Raw genomic sequence first — 22696 nt, 5'->3', positions numbered from 1 at the left:
ATGTCTCCCCTACGGCTCTCGACCTACGTTTCAACATCGGCATACTGCTGGTCTCCGAAGACAAGGCCGCCGAGGCCGCGGAAGAGCTGCAACCGCTGCACGACGACCTTTGCGTCGTCTACGGCCCAGATCATGAGCTGACCCGGGAAGTCGCCGACCTACTTGCCCGGCTCCGACTCGCCGCCGACGGATAGTTCGGCCATGACCGCCGCACAGTTCAGTTCGATCGGACTGGAAACGTCTAGTCGTTGCGTTGGCAGTCCCGACCAGTCGAGGCTGGTGTGCATTTCTTTGGCGAAAGATCGCAAATACTTCAGGTAACCGGGCGTCGCGGTTTGAGACAACGTGAGGCGCGGTAGGGCGACCTTGAGCGCGTTCTTGCCTTCCCCGAGTTCGATCGCCATGCACGGTTGGACGTCGTTGAGTGCTCGGACCGAGAGGGCCAGACGTTTCCAGAGGGGTTCGAGTGCCCCGTGCCGTTCGCTGGCGTGGGCACGGGCAGATGCGTAGACCGTTTTCGGCCCCCGATCAACCAGGTACACGCGGTCTCGTCCAACGCTCAGGCCGCGGAGGTCGTCGAGACGATCGATCATTGCCCCGATGAGCGCCTCGGCAACGTCCATACCTGTGGTGCTGACGACCCAAGAGGCGAACTGTTCTGGGGCGGCGATCGTGGGGAGGTAACGCCACAGTGGGCTGGAGACGGCTGCTTCGGCGCCACTGCCGTTCAGGGCGGCGGCAAGGTGTCTGATGAGAGTGGTCTTCCCGCTGCCATCGATCCCGTCGACGAAAATGATCATAGAGATGCCGACTCTTCGAGCATGCTCCTCGCGGCCACGAGCGCACCTGGCACCCGAACGGCGAGCCGCTCGGCCTGCTCTATGTCGTCTGCACCTGCGCGGCGGTAGGCGTCGTAGTCTTGGAGGAGCAATCTGAGCTCGCTGTCCGGCCATTCGCGCAGGGCTTCGGCCACGTCGGGAAGCCGCAGGCTTACCTCTGGCGCTCTGCGTGTGACGAACAGCCGGCCGGCGCTCGACAGGACCGACAAAACCCGGCGGGCGGCGTCCTCGCGTTCCGATTCTGTGTGGTGGTTCGCGGCGAGACGGCCGACCGCGAACTTGTGCAGTACGGCAAGGTCACCAGCGAGATCGATCAGTTCCGGAGCGTCGGTGAGGGTAGGGGCGGCACCCGCAATCACGGCGGTGTCGAGCCCTACGCGGCGTAGCACCACCCGCATCTTCATGTCGTACAGCGGGCCGAGGCGACGGGCGTCGCCTCTGTGGCTGTCGGCGAGGTGCAGTGACGCTCGAGGACCGTGGCGTTGGGCCGCTTCGCTGACGGTCTCGTGGAGCGCCGTGGCAGCGGCCGACGTGGGGGGCAGGTTCCAGGCGATGAAGTCGACGTCGCTCCAGCCCTCGATGAAGTCTCCTCGTGCGGCGGATCCACACAGCCCGACCCCGGCAAGCGAATGTCCGGCGATGACGGCCTCGGCCTCTGCCGCCACCTGGTTGACCAGGTGACTGAGTGTCCGGCTGAACGGCAAAGGATGAGCGGCGCGCCAGGTGATGACGGCAAGGGCGCGATCCAGCACCTGCTGGAACTGGGGATGGCTGGCGGCCTGCCGTGCGGCGGGAGCGTCGAGCCAGTGGGCCTGGATGAAGCCTTCGTCTCGGGCCGGCGTCGTGGCGGTGGTGGCTGTCGTGAAGAGGAACCAGTCGACGGTCTTCGCCGCTGGTGTGCCGTCGTTGTCGGTGAAGGTGTAGGCCTCCTGCCCGAGGTACGCGCTGTAGTGCGTGTCGGTGAGGCCGGCTTCCTCGGCCACTTCCCTCTTGGCTGCGTGAAGTGGCGCCTCGCCCGGCTCTAGTCGGCCCTTGGGGGCGACGGTCTGTCGTTCACCGGTCTTGCGGATCTGATCGAGGAGCAGGATGTGAGGGGAGCTGAGGTCGTCGGTCACGACGACGGCACCGGCGGAGGCGTATCGACGAGTCATGGCTGGATGCCTCCCGAGGATGTCTGGATGGTCTGGAACGCGTCGTGCAGACGAGCCCTGAAGGTGATGATGTCGGCAGTGTTGTCGACCCAATGATCGGCAATGGCGCGCCAGGCCGGGATTTGTTCGTGGACGCGTTTCCGCTCGTCTTTGCGTCGGATGATGCGTCGAGCCTCATCGGCGGTCAGCCCCCGGGCCTCTGCCAGGCGCCTGACGCGGACGGGTTCTGGTGCGGTGATGAAGGTGATCGCGCATGGCGCCGACCACTTTCGCTTCACAGTTGCAGCCAACGCGGCATCGATGAAGCTCTCGACTGCCAAGGGCGTCTCGCCGCCGTCGGGCAGTTCGAGGAGTTTCGAGACGAACTCGTCGTACCCGAAGTCTTCCCGGGTTTCCACCCCCTCGTGGTAGGCCTGTCGTCCTGAGCCGAGTCGTACGAGGATCGTCCTGATCTTGACGCGGCGGGCGCCGAGGGCGGCCAGATACTCGCCCGCGCTCGACTTTCCGGCCTCGCTGGTGCCAGCGAGGAGAAGCATCGGAGGTGCGACTGGCTGCCGCATCACGATGCTCCTCCTATCCGACGGATCACCGAACTGACGCTGGTGGGCAGATCATCTGGCTTGCCGATCCCGACGCGGAGGACCGGTACAGCGGCCAGTGCGTCGAGTGCGTTCTCCCCGGAGTTGGATGCGGGAAGGCTGCTGCTGATGGTGACATCGTCGGCCGAGGAGAAGATCGACACGTGGTCCAGAGTCGGGTCGCGTAGCTTCGCCTCGTGGTCGTTCACCGCGGCGCGCAGCAGATCCCGGGCTGCGGGAGCAGGTGGTTCGCGCAGTTCGCCCGGCGCAAGGCCGTGATCCGGAATGACGATGAGGCTCAGCGGCAGCGGGCGGTGTCCGCCCGTGGCGGGGGCGGGAAGATCCACCGCGTAGAGGAGCTGTTCGGTGGCGTGGGGTGCCAGCAGCGGGGCCATGTCGGCGCGTACGTGCCAGGGCAGGGTGGGCATGGGCACGACGCAGGGCTGGCCGCCGGGGAAGACGGTGAAGGCGAACTCGTCGACCAGCAGGCTGCCTTCGCGAGCGGCGACGCCCAGCGCGAGGGATGTCTTGCCCTGCCCGCGTCCGCCGTCCAGCACCGCTATGGCGGACCGTCCGCCGTCTGCGGTCACTGCGCTCCCGTGCAGGAGCGCCAGTTCGCCGTCCCTCATGACGGCCACGGATCGTGCCGCGGCCTGGAGTACCCCGATCTCCAGCGTGGCGGGATCGCCGAGCAGGTTCGCAGCCAGTTCCAGTAGGACCTCACCTCTGTCGACGTCGACGGTCAGCCGGGTCTGGTTCCCACCACGTACCTGCATGACCTGCCCGGTCGGCATGGTCGGCAGGTCCGTGTCAGCGAGTCGGGCGACGAAGCGCCGCAGGCGGCGTGGTGCCGACTCAGCGATCCGGATCTCCAGCGCGCGGTTGCCGACTTTCAGCAGACTCATCACCGCTCCCCGGGCTTATGGAGGACGAGCCACATCGAGTACCGACGGTGTCTGCCGCGCACCGGGGGCGCGGGAGTCGACAGGACGCCCTCCTCCGATGTCACGGTCGCGTACTGCCGGATGCCGCACGTCACCGCGAGGAGATACAACTCGTGGGCGGTGGTGAGGTGTGCGTAGCCGGGCGCCGCTCCGCTGGCCTTGTTGGCGAGGTAGATGATGTCGCGCGCGGGCAGGGGCCGTGAGCCAGTGCGACGCTGCCCCCGCCATCGCGCGGCGCGCGCGGCCAGGTCCAGCAGATTGGCGATACGGACAAGCCCGAACCGGCCGGCGTAGTGCCAGTTGAACGTCTCCACCAGGACGGTGCCTCCCGGGGCGCACACCCGCCACATCTCGTGCAGGGTCTCCACCCGCTCGGCCTCGGTGGCTAGCGCATTGAAGGAGAAGCGAAGGCACCACACCTGGTCGAAACTGTCTGCCGGTAGCGGCAGGGCGTTCATGCTGCCGTGCACGAAGGTGCCGTTCGGGCACGCGGCCCGCGCAGCGGCCAGGGCCGCCTCGTTGATGTCGACGCCAACAATGTTGCCGTCGAGCGCGGTTATCGCCCGGGTGACGCGACCGGCACCGCACCCCACATCGAGGATCCGCGCCCCCACGCCGAGCCGGTGGTAGAGCGCCTCCTCGCAGGGACGCAGCGGTGCGGTGTTGTAGAACGACGTCTCACCCGCGTAGTGGACCTGGTTCAGGGCGCGGATCATGGCTGCGTAGTCGATCTCGGTGATGCCGCCGTGGGTAGTCGTCATCGCAGTCCCAGTCCTCCGTCGACGTGCAGCGTGCTGCCGGTGATGTACGACGCCTTCGGTGACAGCAGGAACATGATCGCGTCCGCCACCTCTTCCGGTTCACCACAGCGCCTGAGTAGGCAGTGGTAACCGGCGGCCTTGTCGGGGGTCATCTGGGTGGCGAATGCGCCCGGCACGACCGTGTTGCCGCGGATGCCTCGGTCGGCCAACTGCCGGCCGGTCACACGGGTGAGCGCCTCCACGCCGCCTTTGGCGACCGCGTACCCGAGTCGCTCCGGGTGCCCGTAGTGGGCGTTGACCGAACTGACGTTGACGATGGCGGCAGGAGCGGCGGCGTATACGACGAACTCACGGATCACCAGGAAAGCGGAGCTCAGATTGACCTCGAGCATCCGCTCCCACTCCGCGACGTCCGCGTCGATGATCGAGGTGCGCTCCACCGCTCCCGCGCAGTTCACCAGCCCACCCACTGATCCCGGCTTGACGTGATCGGCGAAGAACGACCGCAGCTGCTGCTCGTCCGTGACGTCGACGTCGTGCCAGGAAGGGCTTTGGTGTCCGCGCGGCACGTCTGCGGGCACATGAATATCTAACCCGCACACAGGGAGGCCCCTGCTTATCGTCGCCCGCACGGTGGCGAGCCCGATTCCCCGCCCGGCACCCGTCACGATCAGGGCGGATGGAACTGTCTCATGCTCCACTGGCACCTCCCAGGGTCGTGAAGAACCAGGGCGGATCTGGCGAGTGGTCGCGCCCCGTTCTCTTCACACTCGCCCTCGGAGTCGCTGTCGTGAATGCCGAGCATGCGGACGAAGTGGTTGTCCGCATACGGCGCGCCTTTGGCCGGCGGCAATGCGGCGCTGTTCCCAGCGTTCCTGGTTGCGCCGCGCTGAACACTGAGTGACCCTATGTGCGCGATGTCCACGCTGCTCAATGCCATAAGGCTGCGAGCAGCCCGAAAGGCGGTGCCATGGGCCAGACCCCGCGGGCGCTCCAGCCATCCCTGTCCGAGCGCCACTTCTTCGGCGCCGAACTGCGGCGGCTGCGCGAACGCGCCAATCTCTCGCAGGCGCGGCTGGGCACCATGATCCGTTTCAGTGCCGATCTGGTGCGTCGTGTGGAGACGGCCGACCGGTTCCCCTCACGAGAGTTCGTCGAGGCCTGCGACGAGGCGCTGGCGACGGGAGGCGCCTTGATGCGCCTTCTGCCGCTGCTCGACAAGAACCGGACCAGCGACGGCAAGCCGACCACCACCTCACCGGCCGGCGGCGGCCTCAGCAGCGTGCTGTCCAATCGCCCGGCAGAAACGTCGGGGCTGGCCGAGATGGTCGCTCGGGTTCCGTTCCAACCCGGTGTCCTTGATCGCGCCGCCCTTGACTGGCTGAACGCTGCGGCGGGACCCCGGCCGCCCGTTGCCGGACGACCCGGCTCGCCTGACCAGGTTGACGAAGAGGATCTTCACTCGGCGGAGACGGCTCTGGCGATGTTCCGGCAGTTGGACCACACCCATGGCGCCGGACGAGTCCACGCCCAGGTGCAGCGGTACGTCGAAGGCGAACTGAACCGGCTGCTGGCGAATACTCCCACCTCCGAGGCTGCCGGCCGCCATCTCTACAGGCTGGCGGCGGGATTTTTCGAGCTCTGCGGGTACCAGGCGGTCGACACCGGCGCTCATGGCCTCGCCCAGCGCCGATATCTTCGCGCTCTGCGTCTGACGGAAGCCGCCGACGACCGCCTGTACGGCAGTTATTTGCTCGCCGTGAACATCGGCCACCTCGCGCTGCACTGCGGGCACCCCGAGCCGGCACGGCGGATGGCGCTGACAGCGGTGAGAGGGAGCGAGACCCAGGCGACGCCCGCTGTGGCAGCCGCGCTGCACGCGGTGGTGGCGCGTACGCACGCCCGCCTTGGACGCGAAGGCGAATGCCTGACCCATCTCGACATCTCGGAGAGGCAACTGGCCCGCAGCAAGCCCGAGGACGAGCCGCCGTGGATTCGGTACTTCGACGCGGCGTACCTCGCCGACGAGGTCGCCCACTGCTTCCACGACTTGGGCCGACCGCAGCAGACCCAGCGGCACTTGGGCGACGCCCTCACCGCGCTGAGCCCCACCCATGTCCGGCGACTCGCCATCGATACCGCGCTCCTGGCTTCGTCGCTGGCCGCCGCCGGCCGCATCGATGAAGCCTGCGCTACCGCAGGCGAGGCAGTGGACTACGCCGCACGAACGACCTCACACCGCTGCCTGCAGCGCCTCGTCGAGGTACAGGCCGACCTCGATCCCTACCGGTGCGAACGGGAGGTCCGCGAGTTCGGCGAGTATGTGCGTCACCGACTACCGCTGGCGGCTGTGTAACTCCCGTTGATCGTTGGCCGCGTTCGCCACCACCGAGCGGTAGTGAGCCAGCTCGGCCTCCAGCGCTGCGCCCGCTCGGCGGGATGTCGCCACATAGTGGCCGACATCAGGGAGGAGCAACACCTCCGGCGCCATGCCGAGGGACGTCAACTCGTCGGCGAGTTCGCGTACATCGCCTACCACCGCCACCTCGTCGGCAGTGCCATGAATGAGTAGCACCGGCCTCTGGACTGCGGCGGCACGGACCCGGCCGGCACCACCTCGCAGCCGCATCGCATGGGCCTGCTGGAACCGGGGCACCGTCTCTGCCCACTGGTCAGGATCGACGATCGCCGACACGGCGGTGGCGGCGGCGAACGGGCCGTCCTGTGCCACCGCGTGCAATGCGGTGTATCCGCCGGCGCTGGCACCACGGATGAACACCTGCCCGGGCACCGCCCGCCCGGTCGACAGCAGGTGCACCGCCACCGCCGCGCAGTCATCGACGTCGTCCAGACCCCACCGGCCGTACAGCGATTCCCGGAACGCCCGGCCGTACCCGGTGCTACCCAGGTAGTCGACATCAACGACGGCGAACCCGCGACTGGTGAAGAACTGCACCTGCCAGTCCAGGCGCAGCAGGCAGGAGGCGGTAGGCCCAGGATGCGCCCGAACGATCACCGGTGCCCGCCAGTCCGCAGCCGAGCCCGTCGGCGGGTACACCAGGGCAAGCACCTCCCGACCGCTCGCCACTCGAACGCGCAGCTCCGTCGGCGTCGATACTCGCGCCCCGTCGAGTCCGGAGTGCTCCGGCCTGGCAAGCACCTCGACCTGGGGATCGGCGTCAGCCAGGTCCATGAGCGCGACCTGCGGGGCTGCGGTCGGTGACGATCCGATCAACGCCACCGTCGTCCCTTGAACCGCCAGGTACGGCTTGATCGACGTGTACGGAAGGTTGACCGGGCGGACAGTGCCGTCGGGCTCGATGACGACAAGGCGGTGTCGCGGCCCCTCCTGCACCGCCACGACGATCCGACCGCCGTCGAGGAAGCCGTACGACGCGTAACCCAGCTCCCACGGCTCCGCGGCGCACTCACCCGCGATCAGTGCCACCGCCTCCACCTGGTGGCCGTCCCACCGGTAGAGGTTCCACCAGCCACTGCGATCCGACACGAAGTACAACGCCCCGTCGGGTCCCCACCGCGGCTCCACCGCAGACTCATCCGGACCACCGGCCAGTCTCACTGCGCCCTCGACCGAACCACGCGGCGAGTAGGAGGCCACCCACGCCTCACACGCATCCCACGGCATGTCGCGCTCGCTCCACGCGGACCAGGACAACCAGCCCGGACCCGGCCGAGGCGCACCGAGGAACCCCCGGGACGAGGCGAGAGTCCGCACCTGCGGAGCACCGGTGAGCGACACCGCGACGAGTTCGTCACCCTGCTCCGACTCCCGCACAGCCAACAACTCGCCGTCGCCGATCGTCAGGTCACCGAAGGATCCATGGCTGACCAATTCGAGTTCCCGGCCGTGACGACGGCTCCGGTAGAGGCCATCTTTGCCGACGCACCACGACGTCCTCTCGACGACAGCGAACGATCCGCCCCCGTACAGGTGAACGCCGCTGCTGATGCCGAAGCCCTCCGGACTGACATCACGCATGCCCTCGCCGGGCCGCCACCGTGTCACCGTCGCACCCCCGCCGACGTCGGGGCGAGTCTCCAGCCAGTACAGGCCGTCATCACCGGTACGCAGCTGGTCATAGCTCACCGAGGCGCGGACGGCGTCGCCCACCGACACTTCAGCGATCCTGTCCGCCAGCCTCATGGGTCCTCCTCTAACAACTTCCACGCGGGCCGGACGACGGCGGGCTCGTCAACCGGTCGCCGGGGCACCGGCAAGGCCAGCGGCAGGTCTCGGTCCTCCGGGCCGCGCGACTGCTCAGACGTGGCTGACTCTACGCCCGAACGCCTTATCCCTGCCGCTGGATGGCCGTCGCAAACTGCCGCCGGCCCGTTCGCTCTCGTGGGGCAACGTCGATGCGGACAGAGCTGTTGTCCGCATCTTCGGTATCCACCAAGCCATTCGAATAGAGCCACCATTCGGAGCGGTAAGGCTATTCACGGGCGGTGCGGCGATGAATGGGGCATCTCCCGATAACGACCTCAATGGAAGGGCGCGTATAACTACAGGAAAATTGGCGCGCTACGGCCATCGCCAGGAGTTTGCCCGGAGGGTGCATTTTCGGGACCGGGTCGCGTACGGGCTCGTGTTCATGGTGCCGATCGCGCCGATGGCGTCTTCGGCAGCGTGTACGTCGGTTCCGGCGGGATGGTGGCCTTGGCGTACGAGATGGGCGTGGCCGCGCTCGTGCCTGGGTTGCTGTACCTGGTGGCGTCGGTGGCGATGCACGCCACCGTGTCAGCGGTACCGGCTTGACTGTGGCTGCTCGGGCTCGTCGCGGTCACACGGTCGTCAACTCGGTCGGCATCTGCACGACCACGATGGTGACCCGGGTGATGCTCGTCGGCGAGCTGATCGTCCTGGCAGTTGCCGGCTGGGCCCTCGCCTCGGGCAGGGGCCGGTTCAGCTGGGAGGCGTTCTACAACGCCGAGACGTTCACCTGGTCCCTTGTCGCGGGGCGGTGTCCATCGCGGTGCTGTCCTTCCTGGGCTCCGACGGGATAAGCATGTCGGCCGAGGAGACCAAGGGCGGCGGCCTCGATCGAGGCGACGATGGCAGACGGTGCCCGGGCCGTTGATCTGGGAACGCGGTGCCTAGACCACCACCATCATTTCCTGATCATGCCGTGGGCCTCGGCAGGAGGCCGTAATGGTCGGCGAAGGAGCGGACAAGGTCTTCGAGTACGGCCTTGCCCTTGGCTGCGGTGGCGTGGGACGGCAGACCGATGACGCCGCTGGTGGTGTAGCCACCCATGCCCCGCGTGAGCAGGTGACGTCGGTCTTCCGCTACGTGGTCGGCATGCTGGAAGCCATCACGCACGACCTCCGGCGCAACGTGCAGGAGCAGCGAAACTTCGAGCTCTCCAGCGTGCATGTCCTGGTGGGCTGTGCTGTGCAGGCCGGCGGCCAGTCGAGCGTCGTCCCAGTCGGCCCGAGCAGGGAACAGAGTCATCCGTGGTCCGGCGACGTTGGCTTCCTGAACGACGTTGGCAAGCGCGTAGTTTCCGCCGTGTCCGTTGATCACGGCGAGCTGATCGATGCCCGATTTATGCAGGGAGCCGGCGATGTCAACGACCACGGCGGCGAGGGTGGTGGCGCTGATACTGACCGTTCCACGCCACGCCGCGTGCTCGTGGGAGCAGGAGATCGTCACGGGCGGTAACAGGAAGAGGCGGTAGCGTTCGGCGACTGCCTTCGCGATCGCGCATGCCACGATGGTGTCCGTCAGCAGCGGCAGGTGGGCGCCGTGCTGTTCGAAACTTCCGACTGGGAGGACCGCGACGGACGCCGCTCGCTCGGACTCGTCGGTGCTCGTTGCCGTGGTGATCAGGTCCACGGGCTAATGGTTGCACGCTTCGAGAGTCGCCTGCCGGTAGGCGAGCACGAAGGCCGCCGCCTCGGGAACGGCTGGCTGCTGTCGAAGGGCCACCGCCGTGGGGTTCAACCAGCGCAGAGCCCGCGCGGAGGAGGTACCAGCGGCCAAGGCCAGGGCGTTGGTAGCCTCGGTCGCCGCGCGTTCGACGTTGCCACTGTTGACGTAGGCGGTGGACAGGGCCGATCGCCACAGGGCCTCGTCGACGCGCCACTGAGCTGGCCAGTGGCGCAGGAGCTGCTCGTAGAGATCGACTGCGGCCGCCGGTTGGCCGAGGAGTAGACGGCACTGCGCTTCATGGGCAGTCACGTACACCGGGTCGCAGTGGACGCCAACATCGATCGGCAGTTCCGAGTCCCAGTCGGCGCTGCCGGCGACCCTGTGCGCCTTGTCGATGCTGGCTGCACAGGCGCTCTGGTCACCTCCCATCGCGTAAGCCTGGGCCTGGCGGACCAGCAGTAGAGCGCGGATGCGGCCTGGTAACCGAACCTCGTCCAGCGCCCGCTGCGCCAGGGCGGCGGCCTTACGCGGGTCGAAGCGCTCAAGGGCGCGTTGGCTCTGCCTCATCAGGACGTAGCTTGCCAGCGCCGGCGCGTTGGCTTCGACAGCGTGCTGCTGGGCGCGTCGCAGCCATGCGTCCGCCTCGGCGGCGTCACTCTGCTCGTCGATCCAGCTGAGGAACTCGGCCCACATGGCCTGGGCGATGAGTACGTCTCGACGGTCGGTTGAGCTGCTCCGCCGCCCGATGGCGGCTGCGGCGCTGATCTGCGCATGGGCGGTGGACGCCATCCCCGCATATCCGGTGCGGTTTCCGGCAATGGCGAGACCGGCGAGCTGCTCGTGCCACGAGCGGAGCAGGTCAGTCTCCTCGGGAGGATCCATGACGGCCCCGAGCTGGCCGTCCGCACCGTCGGCCAAGCGGTAGCCGACGCCGGTCAGTCGACGCTCACGTTCGAGGTCTGACAGGAAGCGGACCAGCTCACCACCCGTCTGCAGTGCGGCCTCACACGACTCGACGAGGCGCGCGGACGGCCACCGTTCGGCCTTCTCCACCTTGCCGATGAGGTCCCCGCTAACGTGCACCAGCCTGCCTAGAGCCCGCTGGGACAGCCCGCGGCACTCGCGCCACTGTCGCAGCGCGGCGCCGAACCCATGCAGCACTGATCGATGCGGGGTCAGCCGTCGTGGAACCTGAGCCACCGATACTCCTGGATGCCGTTGCCCGTCGCCGCCGCAGTCAGACGAGCCTGACCGTACGTGCTCAAACGCTACGCGGGCAGTTGCATGCGGACAACACCGCATGTCCGCATCGCCGCTATCGACTCATCTGACCCTGTGCGCAATTCTCGTTGCTGAGATACCCGTCCGCACGCCGGGCGAATTATGAACGGCGGTTCGCCCGACGAACAGGTGTCTTTCGCTGACGGGCCAGCCGCGAAGTCGTGAGATTACAAACATTTGAGGAGTCAAATGAGTCTCCAGAATGACCTGTCGCGATATGGATATCGGCAGGAGTTGAGCCGTCAACTACGGTTCCGGGACTTGGTGGCCTACGGGCTGGTGTACATGGTGCCGATCGCGCCGATGGCGATCTTCGGCAGCGTGTACGCCGGCTCGGGCGGGATGGTGGCCCTGGCCTATGCGATCGGTGTGGTGGCGCTGGTGTTCACCGCGTTCTCGTATGCGCAGATGGTGCGGGCGTTTCCCATGTCCGGGAGCGTCTACAACTATGCCGGCCGAGGGATCAGCCCACCGGTGGGCTTCCTCGCCGGTTGGGTGATCCTCCTCGACTATGTCCTGGTTCCGGGGTTGTTGTATCTGGTGGCGTCGGTGGCGATGCACGCGACGGTGCCGTCGGTGCCGGTGTGGCTGTGGCTGGTTGGCTTCGTCGGTGTCAACACGGTCGTCAACTCGGTGGGGATCCGGATGACCGCGGTCGTCACGCGGGTCATGCTCATCGGTGAGCTGATCGTCCTGGCGGTCTTCCTGGCCGTCGCCGGCTGGGCCCTGGCCACGGGTCGGGGCCGGTTCAGTTGGGAGGCGTTCTACAACGCTGACACCTTCACCTGGTCGGTTGTCGCCGGGGCGGTGTCGATCGCGGTGCTGTCTTTCCTTGGTTTCGATGGCATCAGCATGCTGGCCGAGGAGACCCGGGGCGGCGCCCGTCAGATCGGCCGGGCCATGGCCGCGGTGCTGGTGTTGGCGGGGGTGTTGTTCATCGCGCAGACGTGGCTGGCCGCGATGCTTCTCCCCGACCCGGGGTCACTGCTCAGCGACGGGGATCCGAACGGCACGGCCTTCTATGACGCCGCCGCCGTCGCGGGCGGGGGTTGGTTGGCGACGCTGTGCGCGGTGGCGACGGCGATCGCGTGGGGGTTGCCGAACTCGATGGTCGCCCAGGTCGCGACCAGTCGGCTGCTGTATGCGATGGCGCGGGACCGGCAGCTGCCGGCGTTTCTGGCGAAGGTGTCGATCCGCCGAAACGTGCCGATCAACGCGACCCTGCTCACCGGGTTCGTGTCCCTCTTCCTGGGCCTGTACATGGCCACGCGTGCGGATGGGATCACCCTGCTGTCGTCGTTGATCAATTTCGGGGCGATGGTCGCGTTCCTGGTCCTGCACGTCTCCGTCGTGGTGCATCACCTCATCAGAGGTCGCAGCACCAACCTGTGGGCGCACCTGGTCATGCCGGCGGTCGGCTTCGCGATCCTCACCTGGGTGGTGATCAACGCCAACATCGCCGCGCAGCGCCTCGGCCTGGCGTGGCTCGCCCTCGGCATCCTCGTCCTGGCCGGCCTGTACCTGTCCGGGCGGCGGCCGACGCTGTCCGGGTTGGCGCCTGCGCAGCAGCCGCGACGGCTGCACGCGGAGCGGGTGTGATCGGCATGGACGGCATCGTGTACTCCCCCGGCCCCGACGAGCTGGCCTACACGTTCGGCGGCCGGATACCGGTGGCGCATGTGCGCTCGGGTGACGTGCTGCAGGTCTTCACCGAAGACTGCTTCGGCGGCCTCGTGCGCGGTCCCGGCGATCTGCCGTCGCAGGTGTGCCGCATGCCCTACCTCAACCCCGTCTCCGGGCCGTTCTTCATCGACGATGCCGAACCGGGTGACACGCTCGCTGTCCACATCGCCTCGATCGTGCCCGCCCGCACGTGGGGTGTGTCGTCCACGTTCCCGCACTTCGGCGCGCTCACCTCGACCAGCCACACCGCCACGCTCCAGCCACCGCTGCAGGAGCGGGTGTGGGTGTACGGGATCGACAACAGGGCCGGAACAGTGCGCTTCCGGGCGACGGGCAGCGACCACACAGTGGATCTGCCGCTGGACCCGATGATCGGCACGATCGGCGTCGCGCCGGGCGGGTTCCAGGCGCTCTCCACCATCGTCCCCGGCACTCACGGCGGGAACCTCGACTCCCCCGAGCTGCGTGCCGGCGCCACCGTCTACCTCGGGGTGAACGTGCACGGGGCGATGCTCGCCCTCGGCGACGGCCACGCCCGCCAAGGCGAGGGTGAAGCCTGCGGCGTAGGCGTGGAGATCGCCACCACCACCACGCTGATCGTCGAACTGCTCAAGGGCATGTCCACTCCGTGGCCCAGGGTGGAAACCGACACGTCGATCATGTCGGTCGGCTGCGCCCGACCCCTGGAGGATGCCTATCGCATCGCTCACCACGACCTCGTCGGCTGGACCGGCGCACTCACCGGCCTGGACACCCTCGACGCCTACCAGCTGGTGTCGCAGGCAGGGCGGGCGCCGATCGGCAACGTGTGCGACCCGAACTACACCGTCCTCGCCGCCGTCGACAAAACCCTCCTACCCGCCCCACGCGCCGCGTACGACGGGGTGCACCGCCGGCTGCGACAGCTCGCAGCCGGACTGCGGTAGGAGCGAGCTGATGACCACGTCGATCCCCCAACTGCCGTTACGCGACGAGCTGTTCCTCCTCGGCCACGACGACGACACCGGCCACCCGCATGTGCACCGCCAGGCCCTCGCCCTCGGCATGGCCGGCGCAGTCCTGATCGACCTGTTCCTGGCCGGACGGGTCACCCTCGACCCGAACGAGACGACCCGCCCGGCCCCCGTCCCGCAGCTTCGACTGCGCATCGACCGGCCCGTGGGCGACCTCATCGCTGACACCGCGCTCGCCTCGATCCGCTACGCCCACCCCACCACCGCAGGGGTAAAGCCTTGGCTGCGGGGCTTCGCCGATGACCTCTACGAGCGCACCCGCGCCGGCCTGATCGCCGCCGGGATCCTGCACCACCACACCCGACGCCGTCTCGCTGGGCTCATCCGCGCCGACACCTATCTGCCCACCGACACCAAGTGGACGGTGGTCCCCCGCGCCCGGCTGCGCTACCTCGCCGCCGGACGGGAACCACCGAACAACCACACGGCCGCCCTCGCCGGCCTGGTCGCGGTCCTCGGCCTCACCCCACACCTCTACCTCGACGAGGACACCACCGCACTCACCGCACGCCTGACGACAGTCGCCGACCAGCACTACCGGCAGGTCCGTGACATCACCGCCGCGGTCGACGCCGCCGTGGGTGACCTCACGACCGCTGCCTACCGCTGAACTCACCGGAAGGCATGCATCCCCCGGCCACGGCGGCAACGCCCAATCCGAGGAATCCGCCCGCACCTACCGTCACCCCCCGACCCGCACGCCGGAGGCTCCCAGCCATGCAGGACATTCCCCGTATCCGCGCCGCCCGCTGGGCAGACAAGGGCCCCGTCGCCGCCCTGATCGCCGACGCCCTACACCCCAGCACTCTCGCCGAGTGGCTCGTCCCCGACCCGCAGCAGCGGCGCCGCATCCTCGCCGACGTCCTCGAAATTTGGGTGGAGCACGCCATGTTCTACGGCGACATCCACATCACCGACGACCTCAGCGCCGCCACCGTCGGCTTCCACCGCTACCGCCCTATCCCACCACCGGCCAACTACCCGGATCGGCTCACCGACGCCGCCGGCCCACACGCGCACCGCTTCGACGCCCTCAATCAGATCCTCACCGATCAGCGACCGACCGAGCCGCACTACGACCTTGCGTTCCTCGCCGTCGCAGCGCGTGCTCAGCGCACCAGGCGTGGCAGCGCGATCCTCAACTACCACCGCAGCCGCCTCGACCGCATTGACCTGCCCTCCTGGACCGCGACGACCAGCGAGTCTCAGCGCCTGTACGCCCGCTACGGATACATCTCCCGACCGGCGACCACGTTGCCCGACGGCCCGCTGATCTGCCCAATGCGCCGCAACCCCAACCACCCCGCTGACGCACGCCCGGTCACCAAGGCCCACCCAGCGCTGTCCTACGCACGCGACCACAACGTCTAACCCTCGGCCGGAGGGCGGTCAACCCGATCGCGCCAGCAGTAATCCGAGCAGGACCGCCATCGCTGCTCCCAATTTGCTCCCAATTTGCTCCCAATGTATGCCACACATACAGAGAAGCCCGTTACCGGCTACTCCGGTAACGGGCTTCTGACCTGCACATACGAACGGTGGGCGATGCTGGTATCGAACCAGCGAGCGCTTCGGTGTGAAACGGGACGCTGCACCCCCTCTGAACTTATAAAACATGGAACCGCAGGTTGGCGCCAGTTCCGTTCAAGCAGTTCAACGCCGTTGAGCGCAGTTGCGGGCTGTTCAGCACACCCGCCTGCTCCCAATCCGCTCCCCATCCTCGAGTTCAATTTGGCGGTGCTACAACCCTCTGGCGCGATGGGGCCGGCGCTGCCGCGCCTCATCCGATCCGCGGTCGGGCTGCACCGGCGACGACGGGATTTCGCAACGTCCCGATTCCGTTGATCCGGCACTCCGCCACGTCGCCGGGGTGGATCTGCACGGCGCCGGGTGTCCCGGTGGAGATGACGTCGCCGGGGAAGAGCGGCATCACCCTGCTGTGGAAGCTGACGAGGTGCCGGGGGCTGAACATCATGTTGGCGACGGTGTTCGCCCGGTGGACCACGCCGTTGCGGACGGTGGCCACCGCGACTGAGGCGATGTCTCCGAACGCGGCCAGCACGTCGCGCATCGGCGTGATGTGAGGACCGAAGGAGAAGAAGGCCGGGAAGTTCTTCGCCCGGGTCAGAAAGCGCGGGTTGCGGGCCAGGATGTCCTCGGCCGTCTGGTCCAGCACTGGCACGACACCCCAGACGTGGTCGAGCGCCTCCTCGATGCTCACGTCCCGGCAGTAGCGGCCGATGACGAGTCCGAGTTCGGCCTCCGCCGTCACCCGCTCGCTCTGCCACGGCAGCGGGATCGCCTCACCGGGCCCGACGATGGTGTGGTCGCCCTTGATGAACGACGCCGGCTCCTCGGTGGGGCTGGACTCGGCGAGGTCCGCCGCGTGTTCGACGTAGTTGAGCCCGATGCCCCACACCTTGCGGGGGCGGCGGTACGGCGCGGTGAACTGGACGTCGTCGACGGGTCGGAAGCGATGGCCGGCGGTGACCACCAGTCGCTCCTGCGGCTCTCCGGCGGTGAAGCGGGAGAGCACTTCCAGAGCGGTCGGGAAGTGGCCGTTGACGACCTCGTCGACGGCCACCACTCCCCGCTCCGCGTCGATCAGTACGGCCGTTTCCCGGTCGCCGATGACAGCGGTGGCGAGTTGCATGACGTCCTTTCGGTGATGAACTAGTAGGAGCCGACGAGCTCGCCGTCGCAGCGGATCTGCTCACCGGTCACGTACGCGGCGGGCACGCCGCAGAGGAAGGTGACCACCGAGGCGAACTCCTCGGGGCGCCCGTACCGGCCCATGGGGATGGCCGCCTGCGAGCGCGCCCGTACGTCGTTGACGTCGGTGCCCTCCCGGTCCGCCTGGGCGCGGTCCAGGGCCGCTACCCGGTCGGTGTCGATGCGGCCCGGCAGCACCATGTTGACCGTCACCCCGTCGGCCGCCACCTCGCGCGACAACGTCTTGAGGTCGGCCGCCAGCGAGGCCCGCCCGAGGTTGGACAGGCCAGCACCTGCAGCGCCCGCACCATCAAGTAACAGGTGGCGAAGACGAGGTCTCCCGGCAGCCCTTGCGGCGCATCGGAGAAGGCGTCCGGGATCGTCACGGCCAGCACGAAGACGACCATCATGATCGCGAACCCGACCAGGGGCATGACGCCCTGATCGACGCGGACGAGGTTGCCCAGCGCGGCGAAGGTGGTCCAAGCGAACCAGAGCAGGGCCAGCACCAGGAGGCTCTTCACCAATGCGGTCAGGGTGAGGTATTTGGCGTTCGTCGCCGTCACGTTGAGAAAGGCGAAGACGAAACCGGGTCGTGGAAGAGTTCCAGCGGGGTCACCTTGCTCCCCGGCGCGGCCGGCTCCAGCCGCCGGTTCCTGGGCGCTGACCGTCGCTGCTCATACTCGCGAGTCTTGCAGCCGGGCCGGAGCCGAGATGCGGTTATCACACGATCCGCGGCCAGAGGCAGGCCTTCGACTCACTCACACCGCTCGCTTCCGCGTAGGCAGAGTCAGACGTCAGGACCCAGGATGCAGCGCCGCCAGCTGGATCTCCAGCGCGAGCCGTGTTCGCGGCGACTCTAAATCGATGTGGACGACCTCGGTCAGGCGGCGCATCCGGTACCGGAGCGTGTTGGGGTGCACGTGCAGCTGCCGGGCAGCCTTCTTCGGGTCACCCTGCTGCTCGAGCCACGCGGCGACCGTGGCGACGTAGTCAGTCCCGTGCTTCCGATCATGGGCGACGAGGTCGGGCAGCGGTCCGCCGAGCAGCAAGTCAACCGTCGGCACCGCAGTGACCACGCGGTGTACGAGCAACTCGGCCCAGACGTCCTCGAATCGCAGCAGTGGACCTCGCTGTCGAGCCGAGCCGTGCAGCGCGAGCAGCTCCGCCGCCTCGGCGCGTGATCGCGGCAGGTCCGTCAGATCCATGGCGACACTGCCGGACGCGGCGCGCAGCCCCGGGTCGTGCACGGCGACGTCGCGAATCAGCCTCTCCAGCCATAGCCAGGAGCCGGGCGTCTCGCCCTCGTCACGCACGACGGCGAACAGGACGTCTCCGACGTCCGCGATGAGCGGCTGGCGCCAACCGTGACGGCGGGTGATCGACTCCCACAAGGCCAGGTTGTGCACCATCTCCCCCGTCCCGCTGTGCGCCCCGAGCGCGACAACCCGCCACGGACCCTTGGGGAGGCCCAGTTCCTGGCCCATCCCGACGGGGGCCCGCAGGGCCGCCCGCAGGCGATCGGCCGACACCCGGCGTGCGACATCAGCCTGCACGCGGAGGCGGAGCAGGTGGAGCGCCAGCGCGGACGCCGGGCCCTGGAGATCGCGCAGGCGCTCGTCCGGCACCGGACCCTCGACGACGGCCCAGATCGAGCCGAGCAGCTCACCTCCGGCACGGATCGGGATCACGAGCCGGGACAACGTCCCGTCCGGACCCTGCGGCACGAAGATCGGCTCGCTGCCCTTCGCAAGCTTGCGGAAGACGCCGCGGGAACGGAAGTGCGCAACCACGTCGCCGGGGACACGTCGTCCGACAATCGTCGAGACGCGCGCCGGGTCGGTGCGGTCTTGACGCGACGAGTAGGCGAGTACCCGGTACTGGGCATCCTCGATCGTCACCGGTGCGTCGACGATGGCGGCAGCCGCGTCGGCAAGGGCGAAGAGTTCGTCGTACACCCCGGCTTCTCCGGTCTCGGGCGAGCCGGGCGCGGCAGCCCTGTCGATCACCCCGCGGAGCAGCCACACAAGCTGGGCCCACGAGCCGTGCCTCTGCAGCTTGACCAGGGTCAGGTTGCGTTCGGCGGCGGATGACGTCACGGCGGGGTGCGAGGCCAGCGGAGGCTTGAGGACAAGGCCGGCCGCCGCAGCCTCCGAGCAGCGTTCGACGACGGCCAGCGCCTGGTCCGGTGTAGCGATCCCCGCACCGAGGACGAGGTCGCCAGCCTGGCCGGTTATTGCTTCGTCGAGTTCAGCGAGGGTCACATCGCGGACCTCCGCCTCGGTGGCGGGGACGACGACCTTGAGCAACGCGGCGCCGAGGGCGTCCGCCACGCCAGCCACGGTGATCACGACTTGATTGTGCCTCGCATTGTTCGTTTCGGCCAATCGTTCGGACGAACGTTGGGCTGTCGGAACAATGACGTCCCGGTGTGGCCGGGACAGGATTGCCGCGATCCCAGTTGCCCTTGAAGGAGAGAACGATGCCTGCCATGCACTCGGTGCCCGCCCCTCAGCACGTCGCCGTCATCGGTGCTGGGATGGTCGGGCTGGCCACCGCCTGGTTCTTGCAGGAGCGGGGGGTGCAGGTCACCGTGCTCGACCGCACGGGTGTGGCCGCAGGCGCGTCCTGGGGCAACGCGGGCTGGCTCACCCCCGGCATCACCACTCCCCTGCCGGAGCCGGCGGTGCTCCGCTACGGGCTGCGCGCCGTCCTGAGCCCGTCCTCGCCGGTTTACGTGCCGCCGCGCGCCGACGCTCGGCTTCTGCGGTTCTTGGCGGGCTTCGCACGGCACAGCACGCCCTCGAAGTGGCGGACCGCGATGCAGGCCTACATTCCGATGAACCGGCGCGCGTTCGAGGCGTTCGACGCATTGGAGGCTGGCGGGGTCGCGTCGATGACGAACGAGGCGAAGTCGTTCATAGCGGCGTACCGGACCGAGGCCGAACGGTCGGTCCTTCTGGATGAGCTGGGGCACATCCACTCCGCGGGCCAGGAGATCGAGTTCGACGTCCTGACCGGGGCCGAGGCGCGTGAGGTGGAACCCTCGCTGTCGGACGACATCGGCGCCGCCATCCGCCTGCATGGTCAGCGGTTCATCAACCCGGGGCACTACATGCACGCGCTCGCTGATTCCGTTCGCGCACGCGGGGGATCGCTCGTCACCGGGGCGGACGTCGTGAACGTTCGCGACGAGGGGGCAGGGGTCCGAGTGGTGACCTCCGCCGGCGCGGATGAGCGCTATGACGCGCTGGTGCTGGCAACCGGCACGTGGCTCGGTGAGCTGGCCCGGCGCTTCGGCGTCCGGACCGTCGTGCAGGCCGGCCGCGGGTACAGCTTCAGCGTCGCGATCGAGCACGTCCCGGCCGGTCCGGTGTATTTCCCAGCGCAGCGCGTCGCGTGCACGCCCCTGGGAGACCGGCTGCGCGTCGCCGGGATGATGGAGTTCCGCAGCGCCGAGGCGCCGCTGGACCGTCGCCGTATCTTGGCTATCGCCGAGGCCGCACGGCCGCTGCTGCGCGGCGCCGACCTGGACGCCCGCACCGACGAGTGGGTCGGGGCGCGACCCTGCACCCCTGACGGACTGCCGCTGATCGGTCGGACAGGGTCACCGCGTGTCTTCGCTGCCGGCGGCCACGGCATGTGGGGCATCACCCTCGGCCCGCTCACCGGCAGGCTGCTCGCCGAGCAGATCACCAGCGGCCACCAGCCGGCGGAGATCCGACCCTTCGACCCGCTGCGCTGATGCGTCACCTCGTCGTGTCCGCGATCGCTCGCGGTCGCCGCGGCACCGTCACGCCGCCTGTCGCCCCGCCGACCCGGCGGCAGCCCGGCCAGCGCCGCCGCCATCACAACGGCCGACATTTACATGACCGGCACCAGCGGGCGGAGCGCATCAGGCGCTCCGCCCGTTCTGTCACCTCAGAGCAGGAAGGAAGCTCAACCGTGTACGTCGTGAGCAGGCAGGACGAGCTGGGTGTGCTGCGGATCGTCCTGGAGGAGCAGTACGAGCGGCACAGCACCCAGCTGGCGCTGCTGGCCCGCCAGGCGCGCAAGATGCCCAATGACGGGGCCGACCTTGAGGCGGCTTCCTCAATCGCCGCCGCGACGCGACAGGCTCTGGGCGACATCGCCCGGGCATTGCACTACCTGGAACAGGGCCGCTACGGGACCTGCGAGGGGTGTCACCGCGACATCCCGATCGAACAGCTGGCGCACCGGCCGTCGGCCCAGTTCTGCACCACTTGCCAACCCGAACATCGCCAGCAACGCCGCCCATAGCATGCGCGCCGCACCCACCACCACCCGGACCGGCACGCGCACCGCTTGAGGACAAGGCCCATGCCCGCTCGAGTGATCGGCGGATGGCGGTTTGCCGAGCAGCGCCGTCGGTCGTTCCGCCGGTATGCCGGCGCCGTTGCCGCACAACCACGAGCCCGCCATCGCATACGTCGCATCGCCCGCGTCGGCCCTCGCCCTAACCGGGACCGGCGAACCATGCCGGCGCGGCCGCGCCCGCAGGAAAGCGCACCCGCGGCGTGGTGCCTTCGGCGCCGTCAGCGGCGTTGCTGGCACGGGACGCAGTACCAGGCCCAGGGCAGGACTTCCAGGCGGGCCAGCGGTATATCGCCACCGCAGCTCTCGCAGCTGCCGTAGCTGCCTTCGGACATCCGCCGCAGCGCCTGGGCGGTGTCCGCGACGCCCCCCGGGCGGCCTCCATCAGCCGGCGCAGACTGTCCGGGTCGTAGCCCCCACGGTCGAGCTGTCGGCTGTGCATCGTCAGCTCGGTGAGCTGGTCGGTGTGCTCCTGGAACTTGCGCTCCAGGAAATCGCGCAGTGCTTCGGCACGGTCGTTCACGGTGTGCGTCATGGTCTCGTGGCTCCTTCCGGAGGGGCTTCGGGATGTCTGCGTCGGGCCGGGGCGCGGTCTCAGCTCCCGGCCGGGTGTCGGCTCGCCGCCACGGCTGCCAGGCTGGTGCCGGTCAGTGCGGCGGTACGTGGCGCCGCGACGCGGTGCACGGGAACTCCCAGGGCGGCGACCAGATGGGCGGTCAGGTCGGGTCGGGTGGCACCGTCCCCGACGACGACCACGCCGCGGGCCAGGGCCGCGGTGACCAACGGCCGCACCGCCGGTCGTCGCCGCAACTTCCGCACCAGTCGCGTGACGGTGCCGGCGAGCATGGCCGCGGTGACCCATGGTTCAGATCACGCGTGCCGAGCTCGGCGCGCCGGGCGGCGACGACCCGGCCGTCCTCGAGCACGGCCACCTCGCTGAGCTGGGCGCCGATGTCGGCGAGCAGCAGCGTGCCGGCACCGATGGCACCCGCGCGTACTGTCGACGAAGAGCAGCCGCGCGGGCGCGAGCACGGCGGTGAGCACGCCACGGATCGCATCCTGGTCTGCCGTGGTGGCCAGTACCGGACGGCAGGCGACGACCAGCGCTCCCGCCGGCACCTCCGTGCGGTGATCGCGCAGCAGCCGCGTCAACTCGGCGACGCAGGCGGGGCCGTCCACAATCCGACCGCGCCGCACCACCGGCGTCCGCGACCCGCCACCGACGGGAGCGCTCAACATGCCCGCGCGCCGAGCCAGATCCGCAGCTGGGCGCTGCCGAGGTCCACGGCTATCGGCTTAGGGTCGGCGTCGCCGTCGGGCGGGTGGCGCGGGAACCGCCGGCGACAGCCTCGGCGCTGCCCGATGCGTGACCGGAAATGACGTGGACGGGCATACCGACCTCTTTCACAGGTGGACACGACGATGCCGCCGCCGTCCGTCGGGGCGGCGCGGGAGATCGACGCGCCGGAGCCGGCCGGCTGGGCGCTGGTGGGACCGTCAGGTCGC

At 68.7% G+C, this 22696-nt stretch carries 22 protein-coding genes and 2 pseudogenes; 9 read left to right on the top strand and 15 right to left on the bottom strand.

Annotation, left to right across the window (positions count from 1 at the left end; all coding sequences use genetic code 11):
* Nucleotides 1–158: 158 nt before the first annotated feature.
* The 6 genes from ABZV00_RS13300 to ABZV00_RS13275 are packed head-to-tail and all read right to left on the bottom strand — an operon-like array spanning nt 159 to nt 4941.
* The gene (locus ABZV00_RS13300; protein WP_355605271.1) at nt 159–800 is read right to left on the bottom strand and encodes a hypothetical protein; all 642 of its coding nucleotides are present in this window, start codon (nt 798–800) and stop codon (nt 159–161) included.
* Complete coding sequence (locus tag ABZV00_RS13295) at nt 797–1990, bottom strand: NUDIX domain-containing protein (RefSeq protein WP_355605269.1); 1194 nt, start codon at nt 1988–1990, stop codon at nt 797–799. The genes ABZV00_RS13300 and ABZV00_RS13295 overlap by 4 nt, the downstream gene beginning before the upstream one ends.
* On the bottom strand, nt 1987–2550 hold the full coding sequence (locus ABZV00_RS13290) for a hypothetical protein (protein WP_355605267.1): 564 nt from the start codon (nt 2548–2550) through the stop codon (nt 1987–1989). The genes ABZV00_RS13295 and ABZV00_RS13290 overlap by 4 nt, the downstream gene beginning before the upstream one ends.
* On the bottom strand, nt 2550–3473 hold the full coding sequence (locus ABZV00_RS13285) for a hypothetical protein (RefSeq protein ID WP_355605265.1): 924 nt from the start codon (nt 3471–3473) through the stop codon (nt 2550–2552). Before ABZV00_RS13285 ends, ABZV00_RS13290 begins: the two co-directional genes overlap by 1 nt.
* A complete protein-coding gene (locus ABZV00_RS13280; protein WP_355605262.1) occupies nt 3473–4273 on the bottom strand; it encodes a class I SAM-dependent methyltransferase in 801 nt (266 codons plus the stop codon). The genes ABZV00_RS13285 and ABZV00_RS13280 overlap by 1 nt, the downstream gene beginning before the upstream one ends.
* Entirely contained in the window at nt 4270–4941 is a 672-nt protein-coding gene (locus tag ABZV00_RS13275; RefSeq protein WP_355605573.1) for an SDR family oxidoreductase, read from the bottom strand. The genes ABZV00_RS13280 and ABZV00_RS13275 overlap by 4 nt, the downstream gene beginning before the upstream one ends.
* A gap of 302 nt (nt 4942–5243) precedes the next feature.
* Here ABZV00_RS13275 and ABZV00_RS13270 point away from each other — a divergent pair, with 302 nt between their 5' ends.
* Complete coding sequence (locus ABZV00_RS13270) at nt 5244–6629, top strand: helix-turn-helix transcriptional regulator (protein WP_355605259.1); 1386 nt, start codon at nt 5244–5246, stop codon at nt 6627–6629.
* Here ABZV00_RS13270 and ABZV00_RS13265 read toward each other — a convergent pair.
* A pseudogene (locus ABZV00_RS13265) lies at nt 6602–7790 on the bottom strand (prolyl oligopeptidase family serine peptidase). The gene ABZV00_RS13270 and the pseudogene ABZV00_RS13265 overlap by 28 nt on opposite strands.
* Before the next feature lie 958 nt (nt 7791–8748).
* On the opposite strand from ABZV00_RS13265, the pseudogene ABZV00_RS13260 reads away from it, so the two are divergent.
* A pseudogene (locus tag ABZV00_RS13260) lies at nt 8749–9327 on the top strand (amino acid permease); the annotation flags it as partial.
* Between the two features lie 86 nt (nt 9328–9413).
* Here ABZV00_RS13260 and ABZV00_RS13255 read toward each other — a convergent pair.
* Together ABZV00_RS13255 and ABZV00_RS13250 are read right to left on the bottom strand one after the other, a co-directional pair.
* Nucleotides 9414–10130: a creatininase family protein gene (locus tag ABZV00_RS13255; RefSeq protein WP_355605257.1), complete on the bottom strand. Its 717-nt coding sequence runs from the start codon at nt 10128–10130 to the stop codon at nt 9414–9416.
* Between the two features lie 3 nt (nt 10131–10133).
* On the bottom strand, nt 10134–11366 hold the full coding sequence (locus ABZV00_RS13250; protein WP_355605254.1) for a helix-turn-helix domain-containing protein: 1233 nt from the start codon (nt 11364–11366) through the stop codon (nt 10134–10136).
* A 270-nt stretch (nt 11367–11636) separates the two neighbouring features.
* Here ABZV00_RS13250 and ABZV00_RS13245 point away from each other — a divergent pair, with 270 nt between their 5' ends.
* The 4 genes from ABZV00_RS13245 to ABZV00_RS13230 all read left to right on the top strand — a co-directional run bounded on the left by ABZV00_RS13245 (nt 11637) and on the right by ABZV00_RS13230 (nt 15514).
* Nucleotides 11637–13046, top strand: coding sequence for an APC family permease (locus tag ABZV00_RS13245; RefSeq protein ID WP_355605252.1), 1410 nt, complete (start codon nt 11637–11639; stop codon nt 13044–13046).
* 5 nt (nt 13047–13051) lie between these two features.
* Nucleotides 13052–14056: an acetamidase/formamidase family protein gene (locus ABZV00_RS13240; protein ID WP_355605571.1), complete on the top strand. Its 1005-nt coding sequence runs from the start codon at nt 13052–13054 to the stop codon at nt 14054–14056.
* A gap of 10 nt (nt 14057–14066) precedes the next feature.
* Complete coding sequence (locus tag ABZV00_RS13235) at nt 14067–14753, top strand: GPP34 family phosphoprotein (RefSeq protein ID WP_355605250.1); 687 nt, start codon at nt 14067–14069, stop codon at nt 14751–14753.
* 107 nt (nt 14754–14860) lie between these two features.
* Nucleotides 14861–15514 (top strand): N-acetyltransferase, encoded by a 654-nt coding sequence (locus ABZV00_RS13230; protein ID WP_355605247.1) that lies wholly within the window; start codon nt 14861–14863, stop codon nt 15512–15514.
* Nucleotides 15515–15923: 409 nt separating this feature from the next.
* Here the strand turns inward: ABZV00_RS13230 and ABZV00_RS13225 are convergent, their stop codons facing one another.
* The 4 genes from ABZV00_RS13225 to ABZV00_RS13210 form a co-directional block, all read right to left on the bottom strand.
* The gene (locus ABZV00_RS13225; RefSeq protein ID WP_355605245.1) at nt 15924–16796 is read right to left on the bottom strand and encodes a fumarylacetoacetate hydrolase family protein; all 873 of its coding nucleotides are present in this window, start codon (nt 16794–16796) and stop codon (nt 15924–15926) included.
* Between the two features lie 20 nt (nt 16797–16816).
* Nucleotides 16817–17068, bottom strand: a complete 252-nt coding sequence (locus ABZV00_RS13220; RefSeq protein WP_355605242.1) for an SDR family oxidoreductase — start codon at nt 17066–17068, stop codon at nt 16817–16819.
* Nucleotides 17065–17421, bottom strand: a complete 357-nt coding sequence (locus tag ABZV00_RS13215) for a low temperature requirement protein A (protein ID WP_355605239.1) — start codon at nt 17419–17421, stop codon at nt 17065–17067. The genes ABZV00_RS13220 and ABZV00_RS13215 overlap by 4 nt, the downstream gene beginning before the upstream one ends.
* Nucleotides 17422–17652: 231 nt before the next feature.
* Complete coding sequence (locus tag ABZV00_RS13210; protein ID WP_355605237.1) at nt 17653–19206, bottom strand: helix-turn-helix domain-containing protein; 1554 nt, start codon at nt 19204–19206, stop codon at nt 17653–17655.
* A 131-nt stretch (nt 19207–19337) separates the two neighbouring features.
* Between ABZV00_RS13210 and ABZV00_RS13205 the strand changes: the two genes are divergently transcribed.
* Both ABZV00_RS13205 and ABZV00_RS13200 read left to right on the top strand, forming a co-directional pair.
* Nucleotides 19338–20600: an FAD-dependent oxidoreductase gene (locus tag ABZV00_RS13205; protein ID WP_355605235.1), complete on the top strand. Its 1263-nt coding sequence runs from the start codon at nt 19338–19340 to the stop codon at nt 20598–20600.
* A 209-nt stretch (nt 20601–20809) separates the two neighbouring features.
* Nucleotides 20810–21136, top strand: coding sequence for a TraR/DksA C4-type zinc finger protein (locus ABZV00_RS13200; RefSeq protein WP_355605232.1), 327 nt, complete (start codon nt 20810–20812; stop codon nt 21134–21136).
* 275 nt (nt 21137–21411) lie between these two features.
* Here ABZV00_RS13200 and ABZV00_RS13195 read toward each other — a convergent pair whose 3' ends face one another.
* On the bottom strand, nt 21412–21525 hold the full coding sequence (locus ABZV00_RS13195) for a TraR/DksA family transcriptional regulator (RefSeq protein WP_355605229.1): 114 nt from the start codon (nt 21523–21525) through the stop codon (nt 21412–21414).
* 259 nt (nt 21526–21784) lie between these two features.
* Nucleotides 21785–22009: a hypothetical protein gene (locus ABZV00_RS13190; RefSeq protein ID WP_355605226.1), complete on the bottom strand. Its 225-nt coding sequence runs from the start codon at nt 22007–22009 to the stop codon at nt 21785–21787.
* A gap of 41 nt (nt 22010–22050) precedes the next feature.
* On the opposite strand from ABZV00_RS13190, the gene ABZV00_RS13185 reads away from it, so the two are divergent.
* Nucleotides 22051–22230: a hypothetical protein gene (locus tag ABZV00_RS13185; RefSeq protein ID WP_355605224.1), complete on the top strand. Its 180-nt coding sequence runs from the start codon at nt 22051–22053 to the stop codon at nt 22228–22230.
* Nucleotides 22231–22696 lie beyond the last annotated feature (466 nt).

The sequence above is a fragment of the Micromonospora sp. NPDC005173 genome, from assembly GCF_040608515.1.
In the GTDB taxonomy this organism is placed as follows: Bacteria; Actinomycetota; Actinomycetes; order Mycobacteriales; family Micromonosporaceae; genus Micromonospora.
This window is presented reverse-complemented; position numbering and strand designations above follow the sequence as displayed.

Coding starts and splice junctions, on each gene's coding strand:
- ABZV00_RS13300 (WP_355605271.1), bottom strand. CDS start 800: ATGATCATTTTCGTCGACGGGATCGATGGCAGCGGGAAGACCACTCTC.
- ABZV00_RS13295 (WP_355605269.1), bottom strand. CDS start 1,990: ATGACTCGTCGATACGCCTCCGCCGGTGCCGTCGTCGTGACCGACGAC.
- ABZV00_RS13290 (WP_355605267.1), bottom strand. CDS start 2,550: ATGCGGCAGCCAGTCGCACCTCCGATGCTTCTCCTCGCTGGCACCAGC.
- ABZV00_RS13285 (WP_355605265.1), bottom strand. CDS start 3,473: ATGAGTCTGCTGAAAGTCGGCAACCGCGCGCTGGAGATCCGGATCGCT.
- ABZV00_RS13280 (WP_355605262.1), bottom strand. CDS start 4,273: ATGACGACTACCCACGGCGGCATCACCGAGATCGACTACGCAGCCATG.
- ABZV00_RS13270 (WP_355605259.1), top strand. CDS start 5,244: ATGGGCCAGACCCCGCGGGCGCTCCAGCCATCCCTGTCCGAGCGCCAC.
- ABZV00_RS13245 (WP_355605252.1), top strand. CDS start 11,637: ATGAGTCTCCAGAATGACCTGTCGCGATATGGATATCGGCAGGAGTTG.
- ABZV00_RS13240 (WP_355605571.1), top strand. CDS start 13,052: ATGGACGGCATCGTGTACTCCCCCGGCCCCGACGAGCTGGCCTACACG.
- ABZV00_RS13235 (WP_355605250.1), top strand. CDS start 14,067: ATGACCACGTCGATCCCCCAACTGCCGTTACGCGACGAGCTGTTCCTC.
- ABZV00_RS13230 (WP_355605247.1), top strand. CDS start 14,861: ATGCAGGACATTCCCCGTATCCGCGCCGCCCGCTGGGCAGACAAGGGC.
- ABZV00_RS13225 (WP_355605245.1), bottom strand. CDS start 16,796: ATGCAACTCGCCACCGCTGTCATCGGCGACCGGGAAACGGCCGTACTG.
- ABZV00_RS13205 (WP_355605235.1), top strand. CDS start 19,338: ATGCCTGCCATGCACTCGGTGCCCGCCCCTCAGCACGTCGCCGTCATC.
- ABZV00_RS13195 (WP_355605229.1), bottom strand. CDS start 21,525: ATGTCCGAAGGCAGCTACGGCAGCTGCGAGAGCTGCGGTGGCGATATA.
- ABZV00_RS13185 (WP_355605224.1), top strand. CDS start 22,051: ATGGTTCAGATCACGCGTGCCGAGCTCGGCGCGCCGGGCGGCGACGAC.